The 18,266-nt window shown below is 69.9% G+C and carries 19 protein-coding genes; 10 read left to right on the top strand and 9 right to left on the bottom strand.

Annotation, left to right across the window (positions count from 1 at the left end):
* Positions 1-8 precede the first annotated feature (8 nt).
* The 4 genes from radA to ACFMQL_RS12275 form a co-directional block, all read right to left on the bottom strand.
* Entirely contained in the window at positions 9-1,415 is a 1,407-nt protein-coding gene (radA, locus tag ACFMQL_RS12290; protein WP_364063947.1) for a DNA repair protein RadA, read from the bottom strand.
* 156 nt (positions 1,416-1,571) lie between these two features.
* A complete protein-coding gene (gene trxA, locus ACFMQL_RS12285; protein WP_378785725.1) occupies positions 1,572-1,877 on the bottom strand; it encodes a thioredoxin in 306 nt (101 codons plus the stop codon).
* Between the two features lie 2 nt (positions 1,878-1,879).
* A complete protein-coding gene (locus tag ACFMQL_RS12280; protein WP_364063943.1) occupies positions 1,880-2,248 on the bottom strand; it encodes a MerR family transcriptional regulator in 369 nt (122 codons plus the stop codon).
* Between the two features lie 42 nt (positions 2,249-2,290).
* Positions 2,291-2,989 (bottom strand): class I SAM-dependent methyltransferase, encoded by a 699-nt coding sequence (locus tag ACFMQL_RS12275; RefSeq protein ID WP_378785724.1) that lies wholly within the window; start codon positions 2,987-2,989, stop codon positions 2,291-2,293.
* Between the two features lie 139 nt (positions 2,990-3,128).
* Between ACFMQL_RS12275 and ACFMQL_RS12270 the strand changes: the two genes are divergently transcribed.
* The 7 genes from ACFMQL_RS12270 to ACFMQL_RS12240 all read left to right on the top strand — a co-directional run bounded on the left by ACFMQL_RS12270 (position 3,129) and on the right by ACFMQL_RS12240 (position 10,071).
* Positions 3,129-3,938, top strand: coding sequence for a sugar phosphate isomerase/epimerase (locus ACFMQL_RS12270; RefSeq protein ID WP_364063937.1), 810 nt, complete (start codon positions 3,129-3,131; stop codon positions 3,936-3,938).
* Positions 3,935-4,813, top strand: a complete 879-nt coding sequence (locus ACFMQL_RS12265) for a class I SAM-dependent methyltransferase (protein WP_364063934.1) — start codon at positions 3,935-3,937, stop codon at positions 4,811-4,813. Before ACFMQL_RS12270 ends, ACFMQL_RS12265 begins: the two co-directional genes overlap by 4 nt.
* Positions 4,814-4,913: 100 nt before the next feature.
* Positions 4,914-5,498, top strand: coding sequence for a TetR family transcriptional regulator (locus tag ACFMQL_RS12260; RefSeq protein WP_364063931.1), 585 nt, complete (start codon positions 4,914-4,916; stop codon positions 5,496-5,498).
* Between the two features lie 135 nt (positions 5,499-5,633).
* Positions 5,634-7,739, top strand: a complete 2,106-nt coding sequence (locus ACFMQL_RS12255; protein WP_364063928.1) for a (Fe-S)-binding protein — start codon at positions 5,634-5,636, stop codon at positions 7,737-7,739.
* A 147-nt stretch (positions 7,740-7,886) separates the two neighbouring features.
* Positions 7,887-8,690 (top strand): hypothetical protein, encoded by an 804-nt coding sequence (locus ACFMQL_RS12250; protein WP_364063925.1) that lies wholly within the window; start codon positions 7,887-7,889, stop codon positions 8,688-8,690.
* On the top strand, positions 8,687-9,751 hold the full coding sequence (locus tag ACFMQL_RS12245) for a glycosyltransferase (RefSeq protein WP_364063922.1): 1,065 nt from the start codon (positions 8,687-8,689) through the stop codon (positions 9,749-9,751). Before ACFMQL_RS12250 ends, ACFMQL_RS12245 begins: the two co-directional genes overlap by 4 nt.
* Before the next feature lie 38 nt (positions 9,752-9,789).
* Positions 9,790-10,071, top strand: a complete 282-nt coding sequence (locus ACFMQL_RS12240; protein ID WP_049560737.1) for a metal-sensitive transcriptional regulator — start codon at positions 9,790-9,792, stop codon at positions 10,069-10,071.
* A 735-nt stretch (positions 10,072-10,806) separates the two neighbouring features.
* Here ACFMQL_RS12240 and ACFMQL_RS12235 read toward each other — a convergent pair.
* On the bottom strand, positions 10,807-12,135 hold the full coding sequence (locus tag ACFMQL_RS12235; protein WP_378785723.1) for a hypothetical protein: 1,329 nt from the start codon (positions 12,133-12,135) through the stop codon (positions 10,807-10,809).
* A 53-nt stretch (positions 12,136-12,188) separates the two neighbouring features.
* Between ACFMQL_RS12235 and ACFMQL_RS12230 the strand changes: the two genes are divergently transcribed.
* Positions 12,189-13,091, top strand: coding sequence for a hypothetical protein (locus tag ACFMQL_RS12230; protein WP_364063915.1), 903 nt, complete (start codon positions 12,189-12,191; stop codon positions 13,089-13,091).
* Here ACFMQL_RS12230 and ACFMQL_RS12225 read toward each other — a convergent pair.
* Positions 13,063-13,584, bottom strand: coding sequence for a gamma carbonic anhydrase family protein (locus ACFMQL_RS12225; protein ID WP_378785722.1), 522 nt, complete (start codon positions 13,582-13,584; stop codon positions 13,063-13,065). The genes ACFMQL_RS12230 and ACFMQL_RS12225 overlap by 29 nt on opposite strands.
* A 147-nt stretch (positions 13,585-13,731) precedes the next feature.
* On the opposite strand from ACFMQL_RS12225, the gene ACFMQL_RS12220 reads away from it, so the two are divergent.
* Complete coding sequence (locus tag ACFMQL_RS12220) at positions 13,732-14,763, top strand: hypothetical protein (protein WP_364063909.1); 1,032 nt, start codon at positions 13,732-13,734, stop codon at positions 14,761-14,763.
* Between the two features lie 156 nt (positions 14,764-14,919).
* Here ACFMQL_RS12220 and ACFMQL_RS12215 read toward each other — a convergent pair whose 3' ends face one another.
* The 3 genes from ACFMQL_RS12215 to ACFMQL_RS12205 all read right to left on the bottom strand — a co-directional run bounded on the left by ACFMQL_RS12215 (position 14,920) and on the right by ACFMQL_RS12205 (position 16,660).
* Complete coding sequence (locus ACFMQL_RS12215) at positions 14,920-15,156, bottom strand: hypothetical protein (protein WP_364063906.1); 237 nt, start codon at positions 15,154-15,156, stop codon at positions 14,920-14,922.
* 122 nt (positions 15,157-15,278) lie between these two features.
* Positions 15,279-16,031 carry a GntR family transcriptional regulator gene (locus tag ACFMQL_RS12210; protein WP_364063903.1) on the bottom strand — a complete coding sequence of 251 codons (753 nt, stop codon included), beginning with the start codon at positions 16,029-16,031 and terminating at the stop codon, positions 15,279-15,281.
* A 152-nt stretch (positions 16,032-16,183) separates the two neighbouring features.
* The gene (locus ACFMQL_RS12205) at positions 16,184-16,660 is read right to left on the bottom strand and encodes a VanZ family protein (RefSeq protein WP_378785721.1); all 477 of its coding nucleotides are present in this window, start codon (positions 16,658-16,660) and stop codon (positions 16,184-16,186) included.
* A 332-nt stretch (positions 16,661-16,992) separates the two neighbouring features.
* On the opposite strand from ACFMQL_RS12205, the gene ACFMQL_RS12200 reads away from it, so the two are divergent.
* Positions 16,993-18,129 (top strand): IS701 family transposase, encoded by a 1,137-nt coding sequence (locus ACFMQL_RS12200; RefSeq protein ID WP_364070935.1) that lies wholly within the window; start codon positions 16,993-16,995, stop codon positions 18,127-18,129.
* Positions 18,130-18,266 lie beyond the last annotated feature (137 nt).

The raw sequence follows: 18,266 nt of genomic DNA, 5'->3' as shown, positions 1-18,266 counted from the left end.
AGCCGCGCTCACGTGACGTGTGTGAGTGCGTCCCAAACGTTCTCCGCCTGCACCACCTCGAACCCGGGAGCGAACGCGACCGGCCCGACCGGCACCAATGCGCGCTGGCCGCCGCGCTTTCGCCCGCCCTCGTCGAGCGATCCGGCGGGAACGAGTGCCCTCTTGAATCCCAGTCTCGCCGCTTCACCCAGCCGCCTGCGAACGTCTTTCACCGGACGCAGCTCGCCCGCGAGCCCGACCTCGCCGAGCGCCACCAGACCGGAGGGCAGCGGCTTGTCGCCGGCCGCGCTGGCGACGGCCAGCATGACCGACAGGTCGACGGCGGGATCGGCCAGCCTGATGCCGCCCACGGTGGCGGTGAAGACGTCGCAGCCGCCGAGCCGGGCGTTGAGCCGGCGCTCCAGCACCGCCAGGATCATCTGGACGCGATAGGGGTCGAGGCCGGACGAGGTGCGGCGGGGCTGCTGGGCCTCGGTGCGCGCGACCAGCGCCTGCACCTCGGCGGGCAGCGGACGGGTGCCCTCGACGGTGACGGTGACGCACGTGCCGGGCACCGGCTCGCTGCGCCGGGAGACGAACAGCCCGCTCGGGTCGGTGATGCCCTCGATGCCGCGCTCGTGGAGGTCGAAGCAGCCGACCTCGTCGGTGGGGCCGAAGCGGTTTTTGATCGCGCGGACCATGCGCAGCCGGGAGTGGCGGTCGCCCTCGAAGTTGAGCACGACGTCGACGAGGTGCTCAAGGGTGCGCGGACCGGCGATGGAGCCCTCTTTGGTGACGTGGCCGACGATGAGCGTCGCCATGTTGCGCTCCTTGGCCAGCCGCACGAGGTTGGCGGCCACCTCGCGCACCTGCGTGACCCCGCCGGGCACGCCCGTGGCCTGGCTGGTGCCGATGGTCTGGACGGAGTCGACGACCAGCAGCCGCGGCTGCACCTTCTCCACGTGGGTGATCAGGGCCGACAGCTCGGTCTCTGCGGCGAGGTAAAGGTTTTCTTGGATCGCGCCGATGCGGTCGGCCCGCAGCCGCACCTGGGCCGCGGACTCCTCGCCCGTGACGTAGAGGACGGTGGTGCGCTCGGCGATACGGGCGGCGGCCTCGAGCAGCAGCGTGGACTTGCCGATGCCGGGCTCGCCGGCCAGCAGCACCACGGCGCCTGGCACCAGGCCGCCGCCGAGCACCCGGTCGAGCTCGCCCACGCCGGTGGTGCGGGCCGTCGCCACCTCGGCCTTGACCTGGCCGATGGGCAGGGCGGGAGCGGTGGTGGCACCGGCCTGCACGACGGTGGCGCCGGCGCGGGCGCCCTCTTCGTCGACCGTGCCCCACGCCTGGCACTCACCGCACCTGCCCACCCACTTGGGGGTGCGCCAGCCGCACTCGGTGCAGCGGTATCCGGGCTTCTGGGCAGTCTTGGCCATGAGCAGCAGGCTAGCGCCAGGCACCGACAATCCCACCCGTCCCGCCCGTAACCGCGACCGGCGCGGCGCGCCGGCTGATGAGGCCGATCAGGACAGGCCCAGCTCGGCCTCCGGCAGTCGTTCCGGCCCGGGGCAGGACCGGCTCGGCCGATCGCCTCAGGACAGGCCCAGCTCCGCCTCCAGCAGGCGCTTCGGCTTGGCGCCCACGATCTGCTTGACGGGCTCTCCGCCCTCGAACAGCAGCATCGTCGGCACGGTCATGACGCCGTAGCGGGTCATGATCTCGGGGTTCTCGTCGGTGTTGAGCTTGCCGACGGTCAGCCCGTGCTCGGCCTCGATCTGCTCCAGTACGGGACCCACCATCCGGCACGGCCCGCACCACTCGGCCCAGAACTCGACCAGCACCGGCTCGTCGCTCTTGAGCACCCGCTCCTCGTAGTTGTCGGTGGTCAGCGTGATCATCTTCATCCCCTTACGAAGCAACCAGGACAGGACTGGGCGAGCTGGGCGGCCACCTCGGCGCGCCGCGCGAGCAGCACGCGGATCTCCCGGTCGATCTCGTTGAGCTTGCGCTCGTAGACCGCGACCGACTCGGCGCAGGAGCCGCCGGTGCTGTGACCACGGCGCAGGCAGTCGACGAACGGCCGCGTCTCCTCCAGGGTGAAGCCGATCTGGAGCAGGGCGCGGATCTCCGAGACGAGCCTGACGTCGTCCTCGGTGTAGGTCCGGTAGCCGTTGGACGCCCTGCGGGCGTGGAGCAGCCCGTGTTTCTCGTAGTAACGGAGGGAGCGGGTGCTCACCCCGGTGCGTTCCGCCAGCTCACCGATGCGCATGCGGCCAGGCTAAACGTTGACACTCGTGTCAAGGTCAAGCGTTCAGAAGTAGCGCCAGCGCAGCACGTTGGGATAGTCGAGCTCCAGCCCCGGCGTCTCGGCGATGGCCTGCTCGGCCACCTCGGGCGCGAACTCGATGCGCAGCACCGCCTCCAGGTCGGCCCTGCGCTGGAAGACCATTCTGAGGTCGAGCGGCCTGCGCTGCCAGCCGTGCCGGTCCCAGAACGCCTCGACCTCGCGCGCGGAGTAGGTCGGCACCGTACGCGAGAACCACCGGCCGAACGCGCCCCGCGTCGCGTCGAGGTCCACCACGAACGCGGCGCCGCCCCTGCGCATGACCCGCGACAGCTCGCGCAGCCCTGGCTCGCACCCGGGGCCGAAGAAGTACGCCCAGCGCGCGATGGCGACGTCCACCCCGGCGTCCGGCAGCGGCAGGTCCTGGGCGGCGGCGGTGTGGACGGTCACGTTGGGCAGCGCGGCGCAGCGGCGGCGGGCCAGCGCGGCCAGGTCGCCGTGCGGCTCGACGCCGATCACCCGCGCCGCCTCGGCGGCGAGGATCGGCAGGTGGTAGCCGGTGCCGCAGCCGATGTCGAGCACCGTGGCGCCGGCCCAGGGGCGCAGCGCGCGCATGGCCACGTCGGCGGCGCCGTCGGGATCGACGGCGCGGTTCTCCAGCTCGTAGATCTGCGGGGTGTTCCAGATGTTCGGGCTGGGGATGGCGCCTTTCACGATCCGTGGCATGCGTTCCACGCTAGGGCCTTTCGCGCACTCGTCCGGACAGGCCGTCGGTACGGCTCGTCTGTACGGGGCAGAAGGCACATACGGACAGGGCAGAAGGGCCTGACGCGCCAGATCGGCTTCTCCGGCTTAGGCTGGCTACGTGGCTGATGTCATCCGTGTGCCCAATGCGAAGATCGCATTGTCCACCGCCTCGGTATATCCGGAACGCACTCCCGACGCGTTCGAGCTGGCCGCCCGCCTGGGCTACGACGGCGTCGAGATCATGGTCGGCGCCGACCCCGTGAGCCAGGACATCGACGTGATCGAGCGGCTCTCCGATCACTACGAGGTCCCCGTCCTGGCCATCCACGCGCCCTGCCTGCTGGTGACGCAGCGGGTGTGGGGGCGCGACCCGTGGGCCAAGCTGCTGCGGGCCCAGAAGGCGGCAGAGCGGCTCGGCGCGTCCACGGTCGTGGTCCACCCGCCCTTCCGCTGGCAGCGCGAGTACGCGCGCGAGTTCGAGACCGGGCTGGCCAGGATGCGCGACGAGACGGACATCACGTTCGCGGTGGAGAACATGTTCCCGCTGCGCGCCAGGGGCAACGACGTGGTGCCGTACGCACCCGACTGGAACCCGATCGACTACGACTTCCCCCAGGTCACGCTCGACCTGTCGCACACCGCCGTGTCGGGCTCCGACGCCATGGAGATGGCGACCAAGCTCGGCGACCGGCTCGCGCACCTCCACCTGGCCGACGGCATCGGCGTGACCAACAAGGACGAGCACCTCGTGCCCGGCAGGGGCAACCAGCCGTGCGCGCAGATCCTGGAGCGGCTGGCCGGCAACGGCTACTCCGGGCTCGTGGTCCTTGAGATCAACACGAGGAAGGCGGCCAGCCGCACCGAGCGCATCGACGACCTCGCGGAAGGGCTGGCCTTCGCCCGGCTGCACCTGGCGGCGTCCACGTGAGCGGGCCGCTCAAGGACCTGGCGCGGACGTTCGACCGGGTGGCCGACGCCTACGACGAGGGGCGGCCCGGCTATCCCGACGAGGTCTACCGCGCGATGACCGAGGTGTCGGGCGTCGAGCTCGACGGCGCGACGACGGTCGACGTGGGTGCGGGCACCGGCATCATGACGCGGGCGCTGCGGGCGCGCGGCTCGCGGGTGATCGCGGTGGATCCCGGCGAGCCGATGCTTGCGCACCTCGTCGCCAAATCGGGCGGACGGGGAGCCGGTCGAGGGCGCGCGCAGGACGAGCGAGGGCGTGCCCGGCGAGCCGGACAGGGCACCGGGCAGGCCGGGCAGGGCGGCGGCGAGGACGGCTATGCCGGCGGGGAGGAGGCGCCGCTCGCGGCCGTGCTGGGCGACGGTAACGCGCTGCCGCTGACCGACGGCGTGGCCGACCTGGTGATGTACGCCCAGTCGTGGCACTGGCTCGACCCGGCCGCCTCCATCGCCGAGGCGCGGCGGGTGCTGCGGCCCGGCGGCGCGATCGTGGGCTGCTGGAACTTCAACCACGCGTCCCAGGCCGACTGGCTGGCCGCGTACGAGACGAGGCTGGCCGAGGAGGTGCCCACCTACTACGGCCCCGCCGTGGAGGAGTGGTCGGTGCCGCCGATCGCGTCGGCCTTCGAGGTGGTGGGGGAGCGCTGGATCCCGTGGACGCGGCTGGTCGGCATCGAGCACTTCCTGCTCGACCTGCGCTCTCACTCGTACATGGCGGCGCTGTCGCCGGAGCGGGCCGACGAGGTGGTGGCGCGGCGGCGGGCGGAGCTGCGCGCGGCCTTTCCCGAGGGCGTGCTGTCGGTGCCGATGCGGGTCTACCTGGCGGTGGGCCGGTGACGCGCTGCCTGGAAACGGGCGGGCGCCCCTCGCTGCCGGGCGTACGGACCGGCGGGGCACAGCGCCGCCCGGCGACGGGCGCGAGAAGCGGGGCGAGGCGATGACCGCGCAGCGGCGGCGGCCGGGGCGCAGGCCCGGCGCGGTGGACACGCGCGGCGAGATCCTGGCGGCGGCGCGGAAGGTGTTCGCGGAGAAGGGCTTCGACAAGGCGACCGTACGCGGCATCGCGCGCGAGGCCGGCGTCGATCCCGCGCTCGTGCACCACTACTTCGACACGAAGGAGGGCATGTTCGCCGCGGCCATGCAGCTGCCGATCACGCCCGAGCAGGTCATTCCGCTGCTGCTCGAGGGGCCGCGCGAGGAGATCGGCGAGCGGCTGGTCGGCATGTTGCTGCGGGTGACGGCCGAGCCGGAGATGCGCGAGCCGATGGTGGCGCTGCTGCGCTCGGCGATGACCAACGAGCAGGCCGCGACGATGTTCCGCGAGTTCATCCTGCACGCGCTGCTCTACCAGGTGGCCGACCGTCTGGGGGTGCCGCATCTGCGGGTGGAGGCGGCCTTCGCGCAGATGTTCGGCGTGATCATGGGTAGGTACGTCCTCAAGCTGGAGCCCCTGGCGAGCGCGAGCATCGAGGAGCTGGTCGAGCTGCTGGCGCCGACGATTCAGCGCTACTTCTACGGGTAGAGCATTGTTCTAGAATGGGCGGCGACCTTAGGGTATGTCGCGTGAGCCAGTAAAGTTACTCGTGGGTAGGATCGGCCTATGCCTGCGCAGCGGGTGACCGTACGCTGACAGCCAACGTCGTCTGTGGGAGGACCCGTGCTCTGGGTTGCCATCATCGGGCTCGTCATGACCGTCCTGGCGGTGGCCGTGGCCGGTCGAAGGGTGCTGTTCCTGTACAAGCTCGCCACCGTGGGCCCGCCCGCGCCCGAGCGGATCGAGTACGCCAAGACTCACGTGGGCGACGAGATCAAGGCGCAGCTCGTCGAGGTCTTCGGCCAGAAGAAGCTGCTCAAGTGGACGCCGTCGGGCGTCGCGCACTTCTTCGTCATGTGGGCGTTCTTCATCCTGCTGACCGTCTACATCGAGGCGTACGGCGCGATCATCCAGGGCGCGATCACCGGGCGGCCGAATTTCCACATCCCGCTCATCGGCACCTGGGGCGTGCTCGGCTTCCTGCAGGACTTCATCGCGGTGGCCTGCCTGCTCGGCCTGGTCGCGTTCGCGGTCATCCGGGTCAAGAACTCGCCCAAGCAGCTCGGCCGGCGCTCCCGCTTCTCCGGCTCGCACCTGGGCGGCGCCTGGCTGGTCCTGTTCATGATCTTCAACATCATCTGGACCCTCTTCCTGGCCAGGGGCGCCGCGGCGGCCAACGGCAACTTCCCCTACTCCTCGGGCGCGTTCGTCTCGCTGGCGCTCGGCGACGTGCTTCCGCAGAGCGCGCTGCTGGAAGAGATCGGGCTGCTGCTGCACATCGGCTTCATGCTGGTGTTCCTCATCATCGTGGTGAACTCCAAGCACCTGCACATCTTCACCGCGCCGCTCAACGTGCTGTTCTCCCGCCGCCCCGACGGGCTCGGCGGCGCGCCGGAGCTGCGGGTGGACGGCAAGCCCGTCGACTTCGAAGACGAGGACCTCGACCCCGAGCGGCTCGGCCGGGGCAAGATCGCCGACACCACGTGGAAGGGCTTCCTCGACTTCTACTCCTGCACCGAGTGCGGCCGCTGCCAGTCGCAGTGCCCGGCGTGGAACACCGACAAGCCGCTGTCGCCGAAGATGCTCATCCTCGACCAGCGCGACCACGCCTTCGCCGTGGCGCCGTACCTGATGGCCGCGCAGAACGGCGTCGAGCACAAGGACGCCGACGTGCTCGCGCTGCTGGAGAAGCCGCTGGTCGGCGAGGAAGGCGTGATACACCCAGACGTGCTGTGGTCGTGCACCAACTGCGGCGCCTGCGTCGAGCAGTGCCCGGTGGACATCGAGCACATCGACCACATCCTCGACATGCGCCGCTACCAGGTCATGGTGGAGTCGTCGTTCCCGTCCGAGGCGGGAGTGATGGTCAAGAACCTGGAGAACAAGGGCAACCCGTGGGGCATGTCCGAGATGAAGCGGGCCGACTGGATCGAGGAGCTCGACTTCGAGGTCGAGGTCGTCGAGGACAAGATGCCCGAGGACGCCGAATACCTGTTCTGGGTGGGCTGCGCGGGCGCGCTCGAAGACCGGGCCAAGAAGACCACCAAGGCCGTGGCGGAGCTGCTGCACATCGCGGGCGTCAAGTTCGCGGTGCTCGGCCCGATGGAGGCGTGCACCGGCGACCCGGCGCGGCGGCTGGGCATGGAGTACCTGTTCAACATGCTCGCCCAGCAGAACATCGAGACGCTCAACGAGGCCGGCGTCAAGAAGATCGTGGCCACCTGCCCCCACTGCTTCAACACGCTCGCCAACGAGTATCCGCAGCTCGGCGGCACGTACGAGGTCGTGCACCACACGCAGCTGCTGGCCAAGCTGGTCGATGAGGGCAAGCTCACCCCGATCACCCCGATCGAGGAGAAGATCACCTATCACGACCCGTGCTTCCTCGGCCGCCACAACAAGGTCTACTCCCAGCCGCGCGACATCATGGCGAAGGTGCCCGGAGTGCAGACCCAGGAGATGCACCGCCATAAGGACCGCGGCTTCTGCTGCGGCGCGGGCGGCGCGCGCATGTGGATGGAGGAGCGCATCGGCAAGCGCATCAACACCGAGCGCGTGGACGAGGCGCTGACCACGAACCCTGACACGGTCTCGACCGCCTGCCCCTTCTGCATGGTCATGCTCGGCGACGCGATCAACGAGAAGAAGAACAACGGCGAGGCCAAGGAATCGCTGGAGGTCGTGGACGTCGCGCAGCTCCTGATCAAGTCCGTCAAGAGCCCGTCCTGACCGCGACATGTCGGACTCCTCCACACCTGATGTGGAGGAGTCGCATGTCAACGCACGTGACAGGAAGAAATTCGGCATCCACATAACGGGAAAATCACGGTAACCTCAACGTCGCATGGCTCTATTCGGACGGGGAGGGGGCTAGTGATGGGCGTCGTCGTCACAGACGCCGAAGTCACCCTTGCCGACGTGCTCTCCCTGCGCCTCGCCATGGACGGACCTCTGGAGGAAGGCACCGAACTCGTTCTGCGGCACCGCACCACGGGCGTGGAACGCGCCGTGCGGCTCGGCACGCCGGGCGCCCGGGCGCGCGAGGCCTCGCTCGCGGTGTCGCTGGAGCCGCTCGGCCTCACCGCCGGCCGGTGGGACGCCTACCTGCGCCGCGGCGGCAAGCGCACCAGGCTGCGCAGCATCGACCCGGGCTTCTCGCTCGACCACCTCGACGCGTACGCGCTGTGCCGCCGCACCCTCGCCTACCGCTCCTACCGCACCCGCAACGGCTACCTCGCGCTGAAGATCTCCGAGGCGGAGCCGGTGGCGGAGGTGCGCTCGGTCTGGTTCAGGGAGGGCCGCTTCGAGGTGATGGGCCTGCTCGCCTACACCGGCCTGGAGGACGACGACTCGCGCCACGAGGCCGTGCTGACGCTCAGCCGCAGGCAGACCGGCGCCCGGCTGAAAGGCAACGCGACCGTGCAGGGAGTGCGCTTCCACGCGGCCGTGTCGCTGGTGGACGTGCTGGCCGCCGACCCGGAGGGCGCCGCGGGCTCCGGCACGTGGGAGCCGGTGCTCGAAGTGGAGGACGTGCCCACGGCGCTGCGGCTCGGCTCACGCCTCGACGACGTGGACGGCAAGCGGCGCCGGCTGCACTACCCGTCGGCCCGGGTGGACGGCGTGCTGATCAAGCCCTGCTACACCGCCGACGACGAGCTGCGGATCGAGGTCGGCGGATGAGGATCAGCCTGGTGCTCGCCTCCGCGTACGGTATGCGCGGTGACGTGCGCGCCATGCTGAACCTGGCCACGGCCCTGGCCGAACGCCACGACGTCGAGGTGATCAGCGTCAGGCGGCAGAAGGAGAAGCCGTTCTTCCCCATCAGCTCCAAGGTCTCACTGCGCAGCGTGGTGGACGCCAGGCCCGGCGTGCGCCACCTGCTGCCGCGCGGCCAGGTGCGTACGGAGGTCGCGCTCTGGCGGGTGCTGCGCAACCTCAGATCCGACGTGGTGATCACGACCAGGCCGGGCATCGGCGTGCAGGTGGCCAGGCACGCGCCGCGCGAGACCCTCAAGATCGCCCGCGAGTGGGGCAGGCCGGCCGTGCCGGGCCCCGTCAAGCGCTACTATCCGCGCCTGCACGCCGTCGTGACGGCCACCGAGTCGGCGCAGGAGGAGTGGACCAGGCTGCTCGACGACGGCGGGCCGCCCGTCCACTGCGTGCTCGACGCGCTGCCCTGCGGGCCGCGGCCGCGCTCGCGCATGGACAACAGGATCGTGGCCGCCGGCGGCCGGTGGGTGCCGGTCAAGGCGTACGACCGGCTGATCAGGGCGTTCGCGATCGTGGCCGACAAGCGGCCCGACTGGCGGCTGCGGCTGTACGGCGGCGGCCCGGAGGAGCGGCTGCTGCGCTCGCTGGTGCGGGAGCTGAACCTGCACAACCACGTCTACTTCATGGGCACCACACCCGACCTCGCGGGCGAGTTCGCCAAGGCGTCGATCGTGGCCAGCACCTCGCGCAGCGAGGACCTCGGCATGGCGGTGCTGGAGGCGATGGGCTGCGGGGTGCCGGTGGTGGCGTACGAGGGGGCCAGGGGGCCCAGGGAGTTCGTCGCGACGGGCTACAACGGCGTGCTGGTGCCCGAGGACGACCCTTCGATGTTCGCGGCGGCGCTGCTCGCGCTGATCGACGACGAGCGCCGGCGGCGGTCGCTGGCGGCCGGGGCGCGCGACACGGCGCTGCGGCACTCGGCCGACGAGATCGCCGAACAGTGGGAGAAGCTCATCTCCGGGCTTCGCTAGATCACCTGGGCCATACCTCTTACGGGTACCGTAGAAGCATGCATGGGTACAGCGGAGACAAGCAGGCATATCTCACCCGCCTGCGGCGAATCGAGGGGCAGATTCGGGGCCTGCAGCGCATGGTCGACGACGATGCCTATTGCATCGACGTGCTGACCCAGGTCTCCGCGGCGACGAGGGCCCTGCAGGCGGTGGCGCTGGGGCTGCTCGAGGAGCACATCTCCCACTGCGTGGCCGACGCCATCGCCACCGGCGGCCCTGAGGCCGATGCCAAGGTCAAGGAGGCCTCCGCGGCCATCGCCCGCCTCGTCCGCTCGTGACGCCTTCGCCCGGCCCGGTCTGTGCGGTCGTGCTGTGGGGCCTCCGCCTCCGCGCCTGATGCCCGTGCCGCCCGTGACGCCCTCAGCGCGGCCGTGGCGCACACGCCCCGTGTCCGGCCTGGCGTGTGAAGGTCGCTCAGGGGGTGGGGCGGGCTCGTGTCTGAGGGGATGGTCCGAGTGTGCGCGCCCGCGTTCGGTCTGGCGTGCCGGGAAGATCGTTTTGGGAGAGGGGAGGGCTCATCCGTGAGGGGGATAGTCCGAGTGGCGGAATGACTAGTTATGTGAAACCCCGGAAACCGGTGTTCCCGACCCCCTTGGGCCGGGAACTAGGTCCCCGGGGCTAGTAATCGTGATGGTTCTTCAGCGGCTCGCCGAAGTCCGCAATCCGAGCGCGTCGTCGAGTTCGTCCAAGGTCAGCCGCCGCTCGCTACCGGCCACGGCCGTGAGCACCTCGGCGTAGAGCGCAATCTCGTCCAACGCGACACGGTCGTGGACCCGAGAGTCCAGGTCATCGTGCCCCACCGCGTCGTCCTTCCTTCCGCAGCCCACACCCTCTACGAGGTTACGGCGCGGGCCCTTCCGGCGACATGGCCCATCGGAGTCATTCCTTTCGTCGCCTAGGGGCCCCAGGGGGATCATTTCCCGTTTCCGAGATCACAATTCAGCTAATCGGGTGTTATCGGAAGGGTTGAAACGATAGTGGGGAGGTAAGGTGGAAATAGCGGTATTACTGGTTTACATGTGACCTGTGTGGTGGTCGTCACGTTCATGGACGATCTTACGCACCAGCGCCGTCTGGCTCGCCAGCCCGCGCTCGGGCATCTTGGCCCCCGTCAGCCGCTCCCACGCAAGCCCCGTCGCGTACGCGGCCCCCAGCACGGCCGCCGCGCTCGCCCGGTCGGGCGGCGCCACCTCGATGACGGGAGCGGGCGCCACGGACACGCCGCCCCCGCGTACGGGGAAACCCTCGGGCTCGGTCCGTTCGGCCGCCGAGGTGCTCGTCAGGCCCGCGCGGCGCAGCTCCTCGTACGCCATCCGCAGCCGGTGGTCCAGCCGCCCCGGCAGCACGCCGCGCGAGTCCGAAAGGTCGGCGAGGAACGTGGCCGCCGCCTCGCGCGGGTCGGGCATGAAGGACAGCGCGTCCACGAGGTCGTACACGGAGTGGGAGAAGTGACCCTCGGGGTCGTTCTCGACGAGCAGCGCCCGGCACAGCCGGGGCGGGCAGCGTTTCAGCCACGCCTGCCGCAGCGCCGCGTCGTCCTCGTGCGGCTCGTCGATCTCGGCCTTGCGCAGCATCGGCTCGACCATCGTGAGCAGCGCCAGCGCGCGCGGCCTGAAGCGGGTGTCGAGCAGCAGGATCTGCGCGGTGTCGGCCATGACGGCGGCCAGCCTGAGCGCCGCGCGCGGCTGCCCGGCCCGCAGCCGCTCGGCGACGAGCGTGGCGAGGTCGAGCAGCGGCGGCGCGGGCAGCCAGCGCACCCACTCGTCGCCGGGCAACGACCGGCGCAGATACTCGCCGAAGACGGTGATCAGCCGCTCGTTGCCGTCGAAGGCGGGCGCGTACGCGCACCACATGATCGTGCCCCACACGGCGGCGACCGTGCTGGGCACGTCGGAGGCGAAGATCTCGCCGAAGGCCGTCAGCGGGTAGTCCAGCTCCGACTTGCGGCCGCAGGCGCGTACGAGCTGCCTGACCTGCTCGGTGAGGCCCTCGGGCACGTCGGGACCGATGAACGACTGCGTGGAGCCGGGCTCGGCGTGGAAGTCGTAGCCGTGCGGCACCACCTCGTCGGGCAGCGCCGCGGCCGGGTGCGCGTCGCGCCGGGCCCGCAGCCTGCGGGGCGGTGGCGCGAGGTGCCAGCGGCCGTCGGCGGGGTCGTACAGGTGCCAGCGCGCGTGCGCGCCGAACAGCCACCGGTCGCCGTCGGGGGTCACCAGGATGCGGGCCGCCAGGACGTGGGCGCGGTCGGGCACGGACAGCCCCTGCCAGCGCGGATCGGCGACCATGGTGCGGACCTCCGCCTCGGTGGCGGTGAAGGCATCCCAGGGTCGCACGGCGGTCATCGTACTGGGCGAAGGTGGATCATCCATCGGCATTTCGCGGCAGAATGGCCGCTATGAGGGCGAAGGTTGCAGGGATCGTGGCGGTCGTCAGCGTGCTCTCCAGCTGCGGTGCGGATGCGCCGGCACAACCGACGCTCTCAGGGCCGGGGATTCTCACGCTACAGAACGCCACCGCGCCGGCGCCCGGCGGGGAGGTGGGCGAGGCGTCCACGGAGTTCGACGACGCGGCCGATCTGTCCATGTGGACCAAGCTCAGTGACACCGAGAAGGACATCGACAGGATCGCCAAGCTCGATGTGAACGAGACCGTGAAGGGCGCGATGTACCTGGAGCCGAAGACCTCGGCCTGGTTCGACGCCTTCCGCGGGCCCTTCGTCTACCAGGAGCTGGCCGGCGACATCGTCATGTACGCCAAGGTCAAGGTCACCGGCAAGAAGGGCGGCAAGCCCAAGCGGCTGTTCTCGCTCGGCGGCCTGATGGCCCGCCAGCCCGGCTCGTACGCCAAGCCCAACTGGGTCTCGATCACCACCGGCACCGCGGAGAAGAGCGGCCAGGTCGAGGTGAAGTACACCCAGGACGGCAGCTCCAAGCCGGAGGAGCTGGCGGTCAAGGACGGCTGGGTGGAGCTGGTGCTCGGCCGGGTCGGCCGGGTGTTCGTCGCCCTGTACAAGGAGGAGGGCGGCACGTGGAAGGTCGGCAAGCGCTGGCCCTCGACGCTGCCCGACGTGCTCCAGTGGGGGGTGACGGCCTACACCGACTGGGACAGCTACAGCACGCTGAAGAAGGACGCCGCCAAGGGCAACGCCAAGCAGGTCAAGGGCACGCCCGACCTCAAGCTCACGGTCGACTTCGTCCGGTTCCTGCGGCCGGAGCTGCCCGACTACGCCGATCCGCTCAACGAGGCGTCGGTCTCGGACGAAGTGCTGATCAAAGTGATGACGCCTGCCGGTGCCTGATCGCCTTGGCCTGGTAGTTGTCCGGCGTACGGGCGAAGGAGGCGCGGTCGTCGTCGGTCAGCTCGCGCACGATCTTCCCCGGCACGCCCGCGACCAGCACTCCGGACGGGATCTTCTTGCCCGGCCCGACCAGCGCGCCGGCCGCCACCAGCGTGCCCGCGCCGATCCTGGCGCCGCCCAGCACGATGGCGCCGATGCCGATCAGCGCGCCGCGCTCCACGTACGCGCCGTGCACCATGGCCTTGTGGCCCAGGCTCACGCGGTCTTCGAGTATCGCGGGCTCTCCGGGATCGGCGTGCAGGCACGACAGGTCCTGGACGTTGCACTCCTCGCCGATCTCGATCCGCTCGTCGTCCCCGCGGAGAACGGAGCCGTACCAGATGCTGGACGCCCGTCCGATGCGTACGCGGCCGACCACCACGGCGCCGGGCGCGATGTACGCATCGGGGTGTATGTCCGGGGTTGCTCCGCCATCCAACGCTGCTATGTACATTCGAGGCATCTTATTTCCAGGTCGGGGTATGGCGTTCGGGTTGCGGCTGTGGGCCGATGGCAGGAAAGTCGTTTCCTGACGTCTCGTCGCCAGACCCTCACAACCCGCAGTTTTCCCCCGCCTCACGCGAACCCTTAGGTAACCCCCATGATGAACCAGCACGAGAACTTTCCCGATCTGATGCAAGAGGAGACCTTCGAGGTCGTCATGCGCGGCTACAACCGCCGCCAGGTCCACGACTACATGATGCGCACCCGTAACCAGATACGGGATCTCGAGGAACGGCTGGCGCGGGCCATAGAGCAGGCGGAGCAAGGCCGGATCGAGCTGGCCGAGGCCCGGCGGCGGATGGTCGAGACGCCCCAGAGCTACGAGGACCTGAGCCCGCGGCTCGCGCAGATCCTCCGGCTCGGGGAGGAGGAGGCCCAGGCCAAGCGGGAGGACGCCGAGGCCGAGGCCGCCAGGGTGCGCGAGGAGGCCAAGACCGAGGCCGACCGGCTCGTCACGTCGGCGCGCGAGACCTCCGACAAGATCCTCACCTCCGCCCAGGCCGAGGCCGAGCGCCGGGTGAGCGAGGCGACGCAGGCCGCCGAGCGCATGCTGGCCCAGGCGGGCAGCGACGCCGAGGAGCAGCTTTCCGCCGCCCGTACGGAGTCGGAGGAGACGCTGGCCAACGCGCGGGCCGAGGCCGAGCGGCTGGTCACCACCGCCCGCGAGGAGTCCGAGCAGCTCCTGGCGTCGGCCCAGGCGCAGGCCGAGCAGATCGTCTCGGGCGCGCGGGCCGAGGCCGACGCGCTGCTGACCGGCGCCCAGCAGCGGGCGGCGGCGATCGACGAGCAGGCCGGCCGCCGGGTCGACTACCTCACCAACACGCACACGGAGGTGGTGCGGAGGCTGACGGAGATCAGCACGGTGCTGGGCGACCTCATGGTGGCCGAGTCGAACGCCGGGCCGCTGGTGCCCGAGTCGGCGGTCTCCACCTCCCCCGCGCTCCCGCAGCCGCAGCAGGGCATCGAGCCGCCGCAGGAGCCGCAGGACGACGTGCGGGTCATCATCGAGGATGGCGAGACCGCATCGGAGCCGGCCTCCGTGCCGGCCCCCGATCCGGCCGGCACGGAGGTCTCTGACGACACGGACGTGCACATCGTGCGCCTGCCGGAGACTCCCGCTCACAAGTGACCGCGGTGCGAGCGGAAGCCTCCGCCCCCGATAGGGTCGGAGGCTTCCGCGTTCGTGGCCCCTCCTGATTTGGGGGCCCGGTACCGGGGCCGCCGAGACGCTGGACCCGGCACCGGGCTGCTCGCGTGCGGGTGGCGTGACGCTCCGCCGCCCGCGTCATGGAGGCGCGGGGCCGGCCCGTTCCTGCTCGCCGGCCCGCCTCTCCTGGTCCCGGAGCTGGTCGCGCAGCCCCTCCGGGTCGTCCGCGTCGATGGTCATCGCGCATCCTGCCTCGCGCTGCGCCGCGCTCAGCGGATGGTGTCTCGTGGCCCACCAGCGGCCCGCGTCGCTCCGCCAGATGGTCCACTGGGGATGCTCCCGGGCGATCTCGGCGAGGTGCCGATCAAAGGACATCGCTGTCCACCTTCCCGGGCCCCGAGCGAGGTTCCATCTCTCTTAAGAAGATGCGCCACCTCTCTAGAGAATTCAATGATCGCGGGGGTCAGGTCAACGTTGCCTTGACAAATCACCTTGAATCATGCGTCGAAGTCGTATTGGAGTACATACGCGGCCGAGTCCAGGATCATCTCGTTCAGCTCGACCGGCCGCCCGTCCGACGCGTACGCGGTCCGCGCGATGACGATCACCGGCGTGCCGCCCGGCAGGTCGAGCAGGTTGCTCTCGCGGGGGTTCGGCATGCGGGCGCGCACCTCCTCGGTGAAGTGGGCAGGGGGCACGCCGAGCTCGGCGAGCCTGGCGTACACGCCGCCGGGCCCGGTGTCGGTGAGGGTGATCGCGCTGCCCTCGACCAGGTGGGCGGGGAAGTAGGAGGTGGCGAGCTGCACGGGCCGCGCGTCCACCAGATAGCGCCGCCTGCGCACCCACACCTGGTCGCTGTCCAGCACCCGCGCCACGTCCTCGGCGGCTCGCTCCAACGCCACCTCCACCCGGTCAACGGTGAACGGACGCCCGCGCGCGTCGGCGTCCCAGATGGCCCTGCCCTGCCCCCACTGCTCCCGCGACAGGCGTCGTGCGCCGTGCCTGCGGATCGGTTTGAACTGCCGCACGTAAACCCCCGAACCTCGTTTGGGCACCGCCAGCCCTTCGTTGATCAGTACGGCAAGCGCCTGCCTGGCGGTGGCTCGAGCGATTGCGTATTCGGCCATCAGTGCGTTCTCGCCCGGCAGTCGGTCCCCGTCGCGCAACTCGCCGGCATGAATCCGGGCGCGGAGACCGTCGGCGATGCGTCGATAGATAGGGGGCTCGTGGGGTACCGGGGATTCAGACAACTTTGATCACCCTCTGTCACCAACCAGGTTGTGGCGTCTCCAGAGAACTTGCCCCGTCTTGTCCACGATCGCACAGATGCAGGCGATGGTCGCGGGCAGATTTTGGACGGATCGTGCCTGAGTGGTGAATTCCGCGAGGTTTTAGCGGACCGTTACTGTGGAACGGTCCGGGCCGGTATTCGATCCGCCCACCAGCGGCGAGTAACCAAAGAGAAGATCGCGGCGCCCGCCGCATTGAGGAGCACATCGTCGACGGACGAGAAACGGCCCAGGCGCAGGACGTACTGAAGCGTCTCGACGATGACCGAAAACCCCGCGGCGAGGGCCGCGACCCTGGCCGTCGAGCACATCGCGCGGCTGCGCACCGGTAGCAGCGCGCCCAGCGCGGCGAAGACCAGCAGATTGCCTCCGACCTGCACCAACACCTCCTCCCACGGCGCTCCGGCGAGGTCTGCGAGGTCGCTGAACGGCACCAGCGAGACCCCGTCGGCGCCGCCCGCGGGAGTGAGGATCATCCAGATCCATGGAGCGGTCCCGACCGCGATGCCCACGTCGGCGACGGAGGTGCGCAGGGGCATGGGATGGCCGGAACGGGTGCGATGGCGGGCGAGGAGCACGATCGCCAGCAAGGCCAGCGGAAGTGCAATCGTCCCAGCAATTATGACGTTTCCCCACAATTCCCATGTCCGTGCCATCCGACCATGATGGCGATGATCTAGGGATACCGGAAGATGTCCCTTCGGACAGGTCTTAAGGGACGGTCGCCCCTTAAGGCATGGCGCCTAAGAGACGGGCCTAATACTCCAGCCGCACTTCGAGATCTCGATCTGGTCGAGGCTGAGACGTGAGACGGCCACCGCAGTGATCATGTGGGTGTGTGGAATCCAGATGATCGGCGGTGGCCGTGGCAGCCACGGTAGCCGAAATCGACCCGCGTGTATGGGCCGATGCGTTCGATGACCTGTTCGCGCAGGTAGTGGCACCGTTCTTCGGCCGGCGTGAGCCGCGGATCAGAGCGCGTGGTTACCTGCTGGGCCTGCTGAGTTCGCTGGAACGCAAGAACGGCTGGTCCCTGGCCGAGTTCGCCGGAGACGCGACACCCGACGGGATGCAACGACTGCTCAACCACGCCCGCTGGGACGTCGATGCGGTCCGGGATGCACTGCGGGCCCAGGTCGCCGAGCGGCTCGGGTGCCTGGACGGGGTGCTGGTGGTCGACGACACCGGGTTCGAGAAGAAGGGCCGCCGCTCGGCCGGGGTGCAGCGCCAGTACACCGGCACGGCCGGAAAGATCACCAACTGTCAGGTCGGAGTGTTCGCCTCCTACCTGCACCCCGGCCGGCAACGGGTGCTGATCGACCGGGAACTGTATCTGCCCGCTTCCTGGTTCACCGCACCCGAGCGGCGCACCGACGCCGGCATCCCGGAGCAGGTGGAGTTCGCGACCAAACCGGAGCTGGCCTGGAGGATGATCGAGCGGGCCGCCGACGATCCGCTGCTCACCTTCGCCTGGCTCACCGCGGATGAGGGCTACGGCGACAACCCCGTGTTGCGTGAGCGGTGCCGCAGCCGGGGTTTGAGCTACGTGTTCGCTGTCTCCTGTGACCACCCGATCGTGCTGGCCGGCCGGAAGATGCGTGCCGATGAGGTCTTCGCCGCGCTGGAGGAGCAGGCGTGGCAGCGTTACTCCTGCGGCCAGGGTGCCAAGGGCCACCGCTACTACGACTGGGCGTGGATCCCGCTCGGCCCGGCCGAGTGGCTGCTGGCCCGCCGCTCCATCACTGATTCCGGCGAGCTGGCGTTCTACACCTGCTGGGCCACCGGCCCGGTCGCGCTGCCGGAGCTGGTGCGAGTGGCGGGATCGCGGTGGAGCGTGGAGGAATGCTTCCAGGCCACCAAGAACGAGGTCGGCCTGGACCATTACCAGGTCCGCAAGCACCTGGCCTGGTATCGGCACGTCACGTTGGCCATGGTCGCTCACGCTCACCTGGCTTTCCTCGCCGCCGGCCCACCCGGCGCAACGGGCGCTCAGCAGGGCGAGGCTTTCTCGGGCCTGGCCACACAGGGGGCCCTGCCGACAGGGACGATCACAGCTTGAGGGTGCGAACGGTGACGATTCCGGCGAGCTGATCCCGCTTACCGTCAACGAGATCCGGCGTCTGCATGCTCATCTTGCCCAGCCCCGGCACCCTGCCAGTCATCGAATCCGCTGGTCACAGTGGCGACGTCGGCATC

The sequence above is a fragment of the Nonomuraea fastidiosa genome, assembly GCF_042751225.1.
GTDB lineage: Bacteria > Actinomycetota > Actinomycetes > Streptosporangiales > Streptosporangiaceae > Nonomuraea > Nonomuraea fastidiosa.
This window is presented reverse-complemented; position numbering and strand designations above follow the sequence as displayed.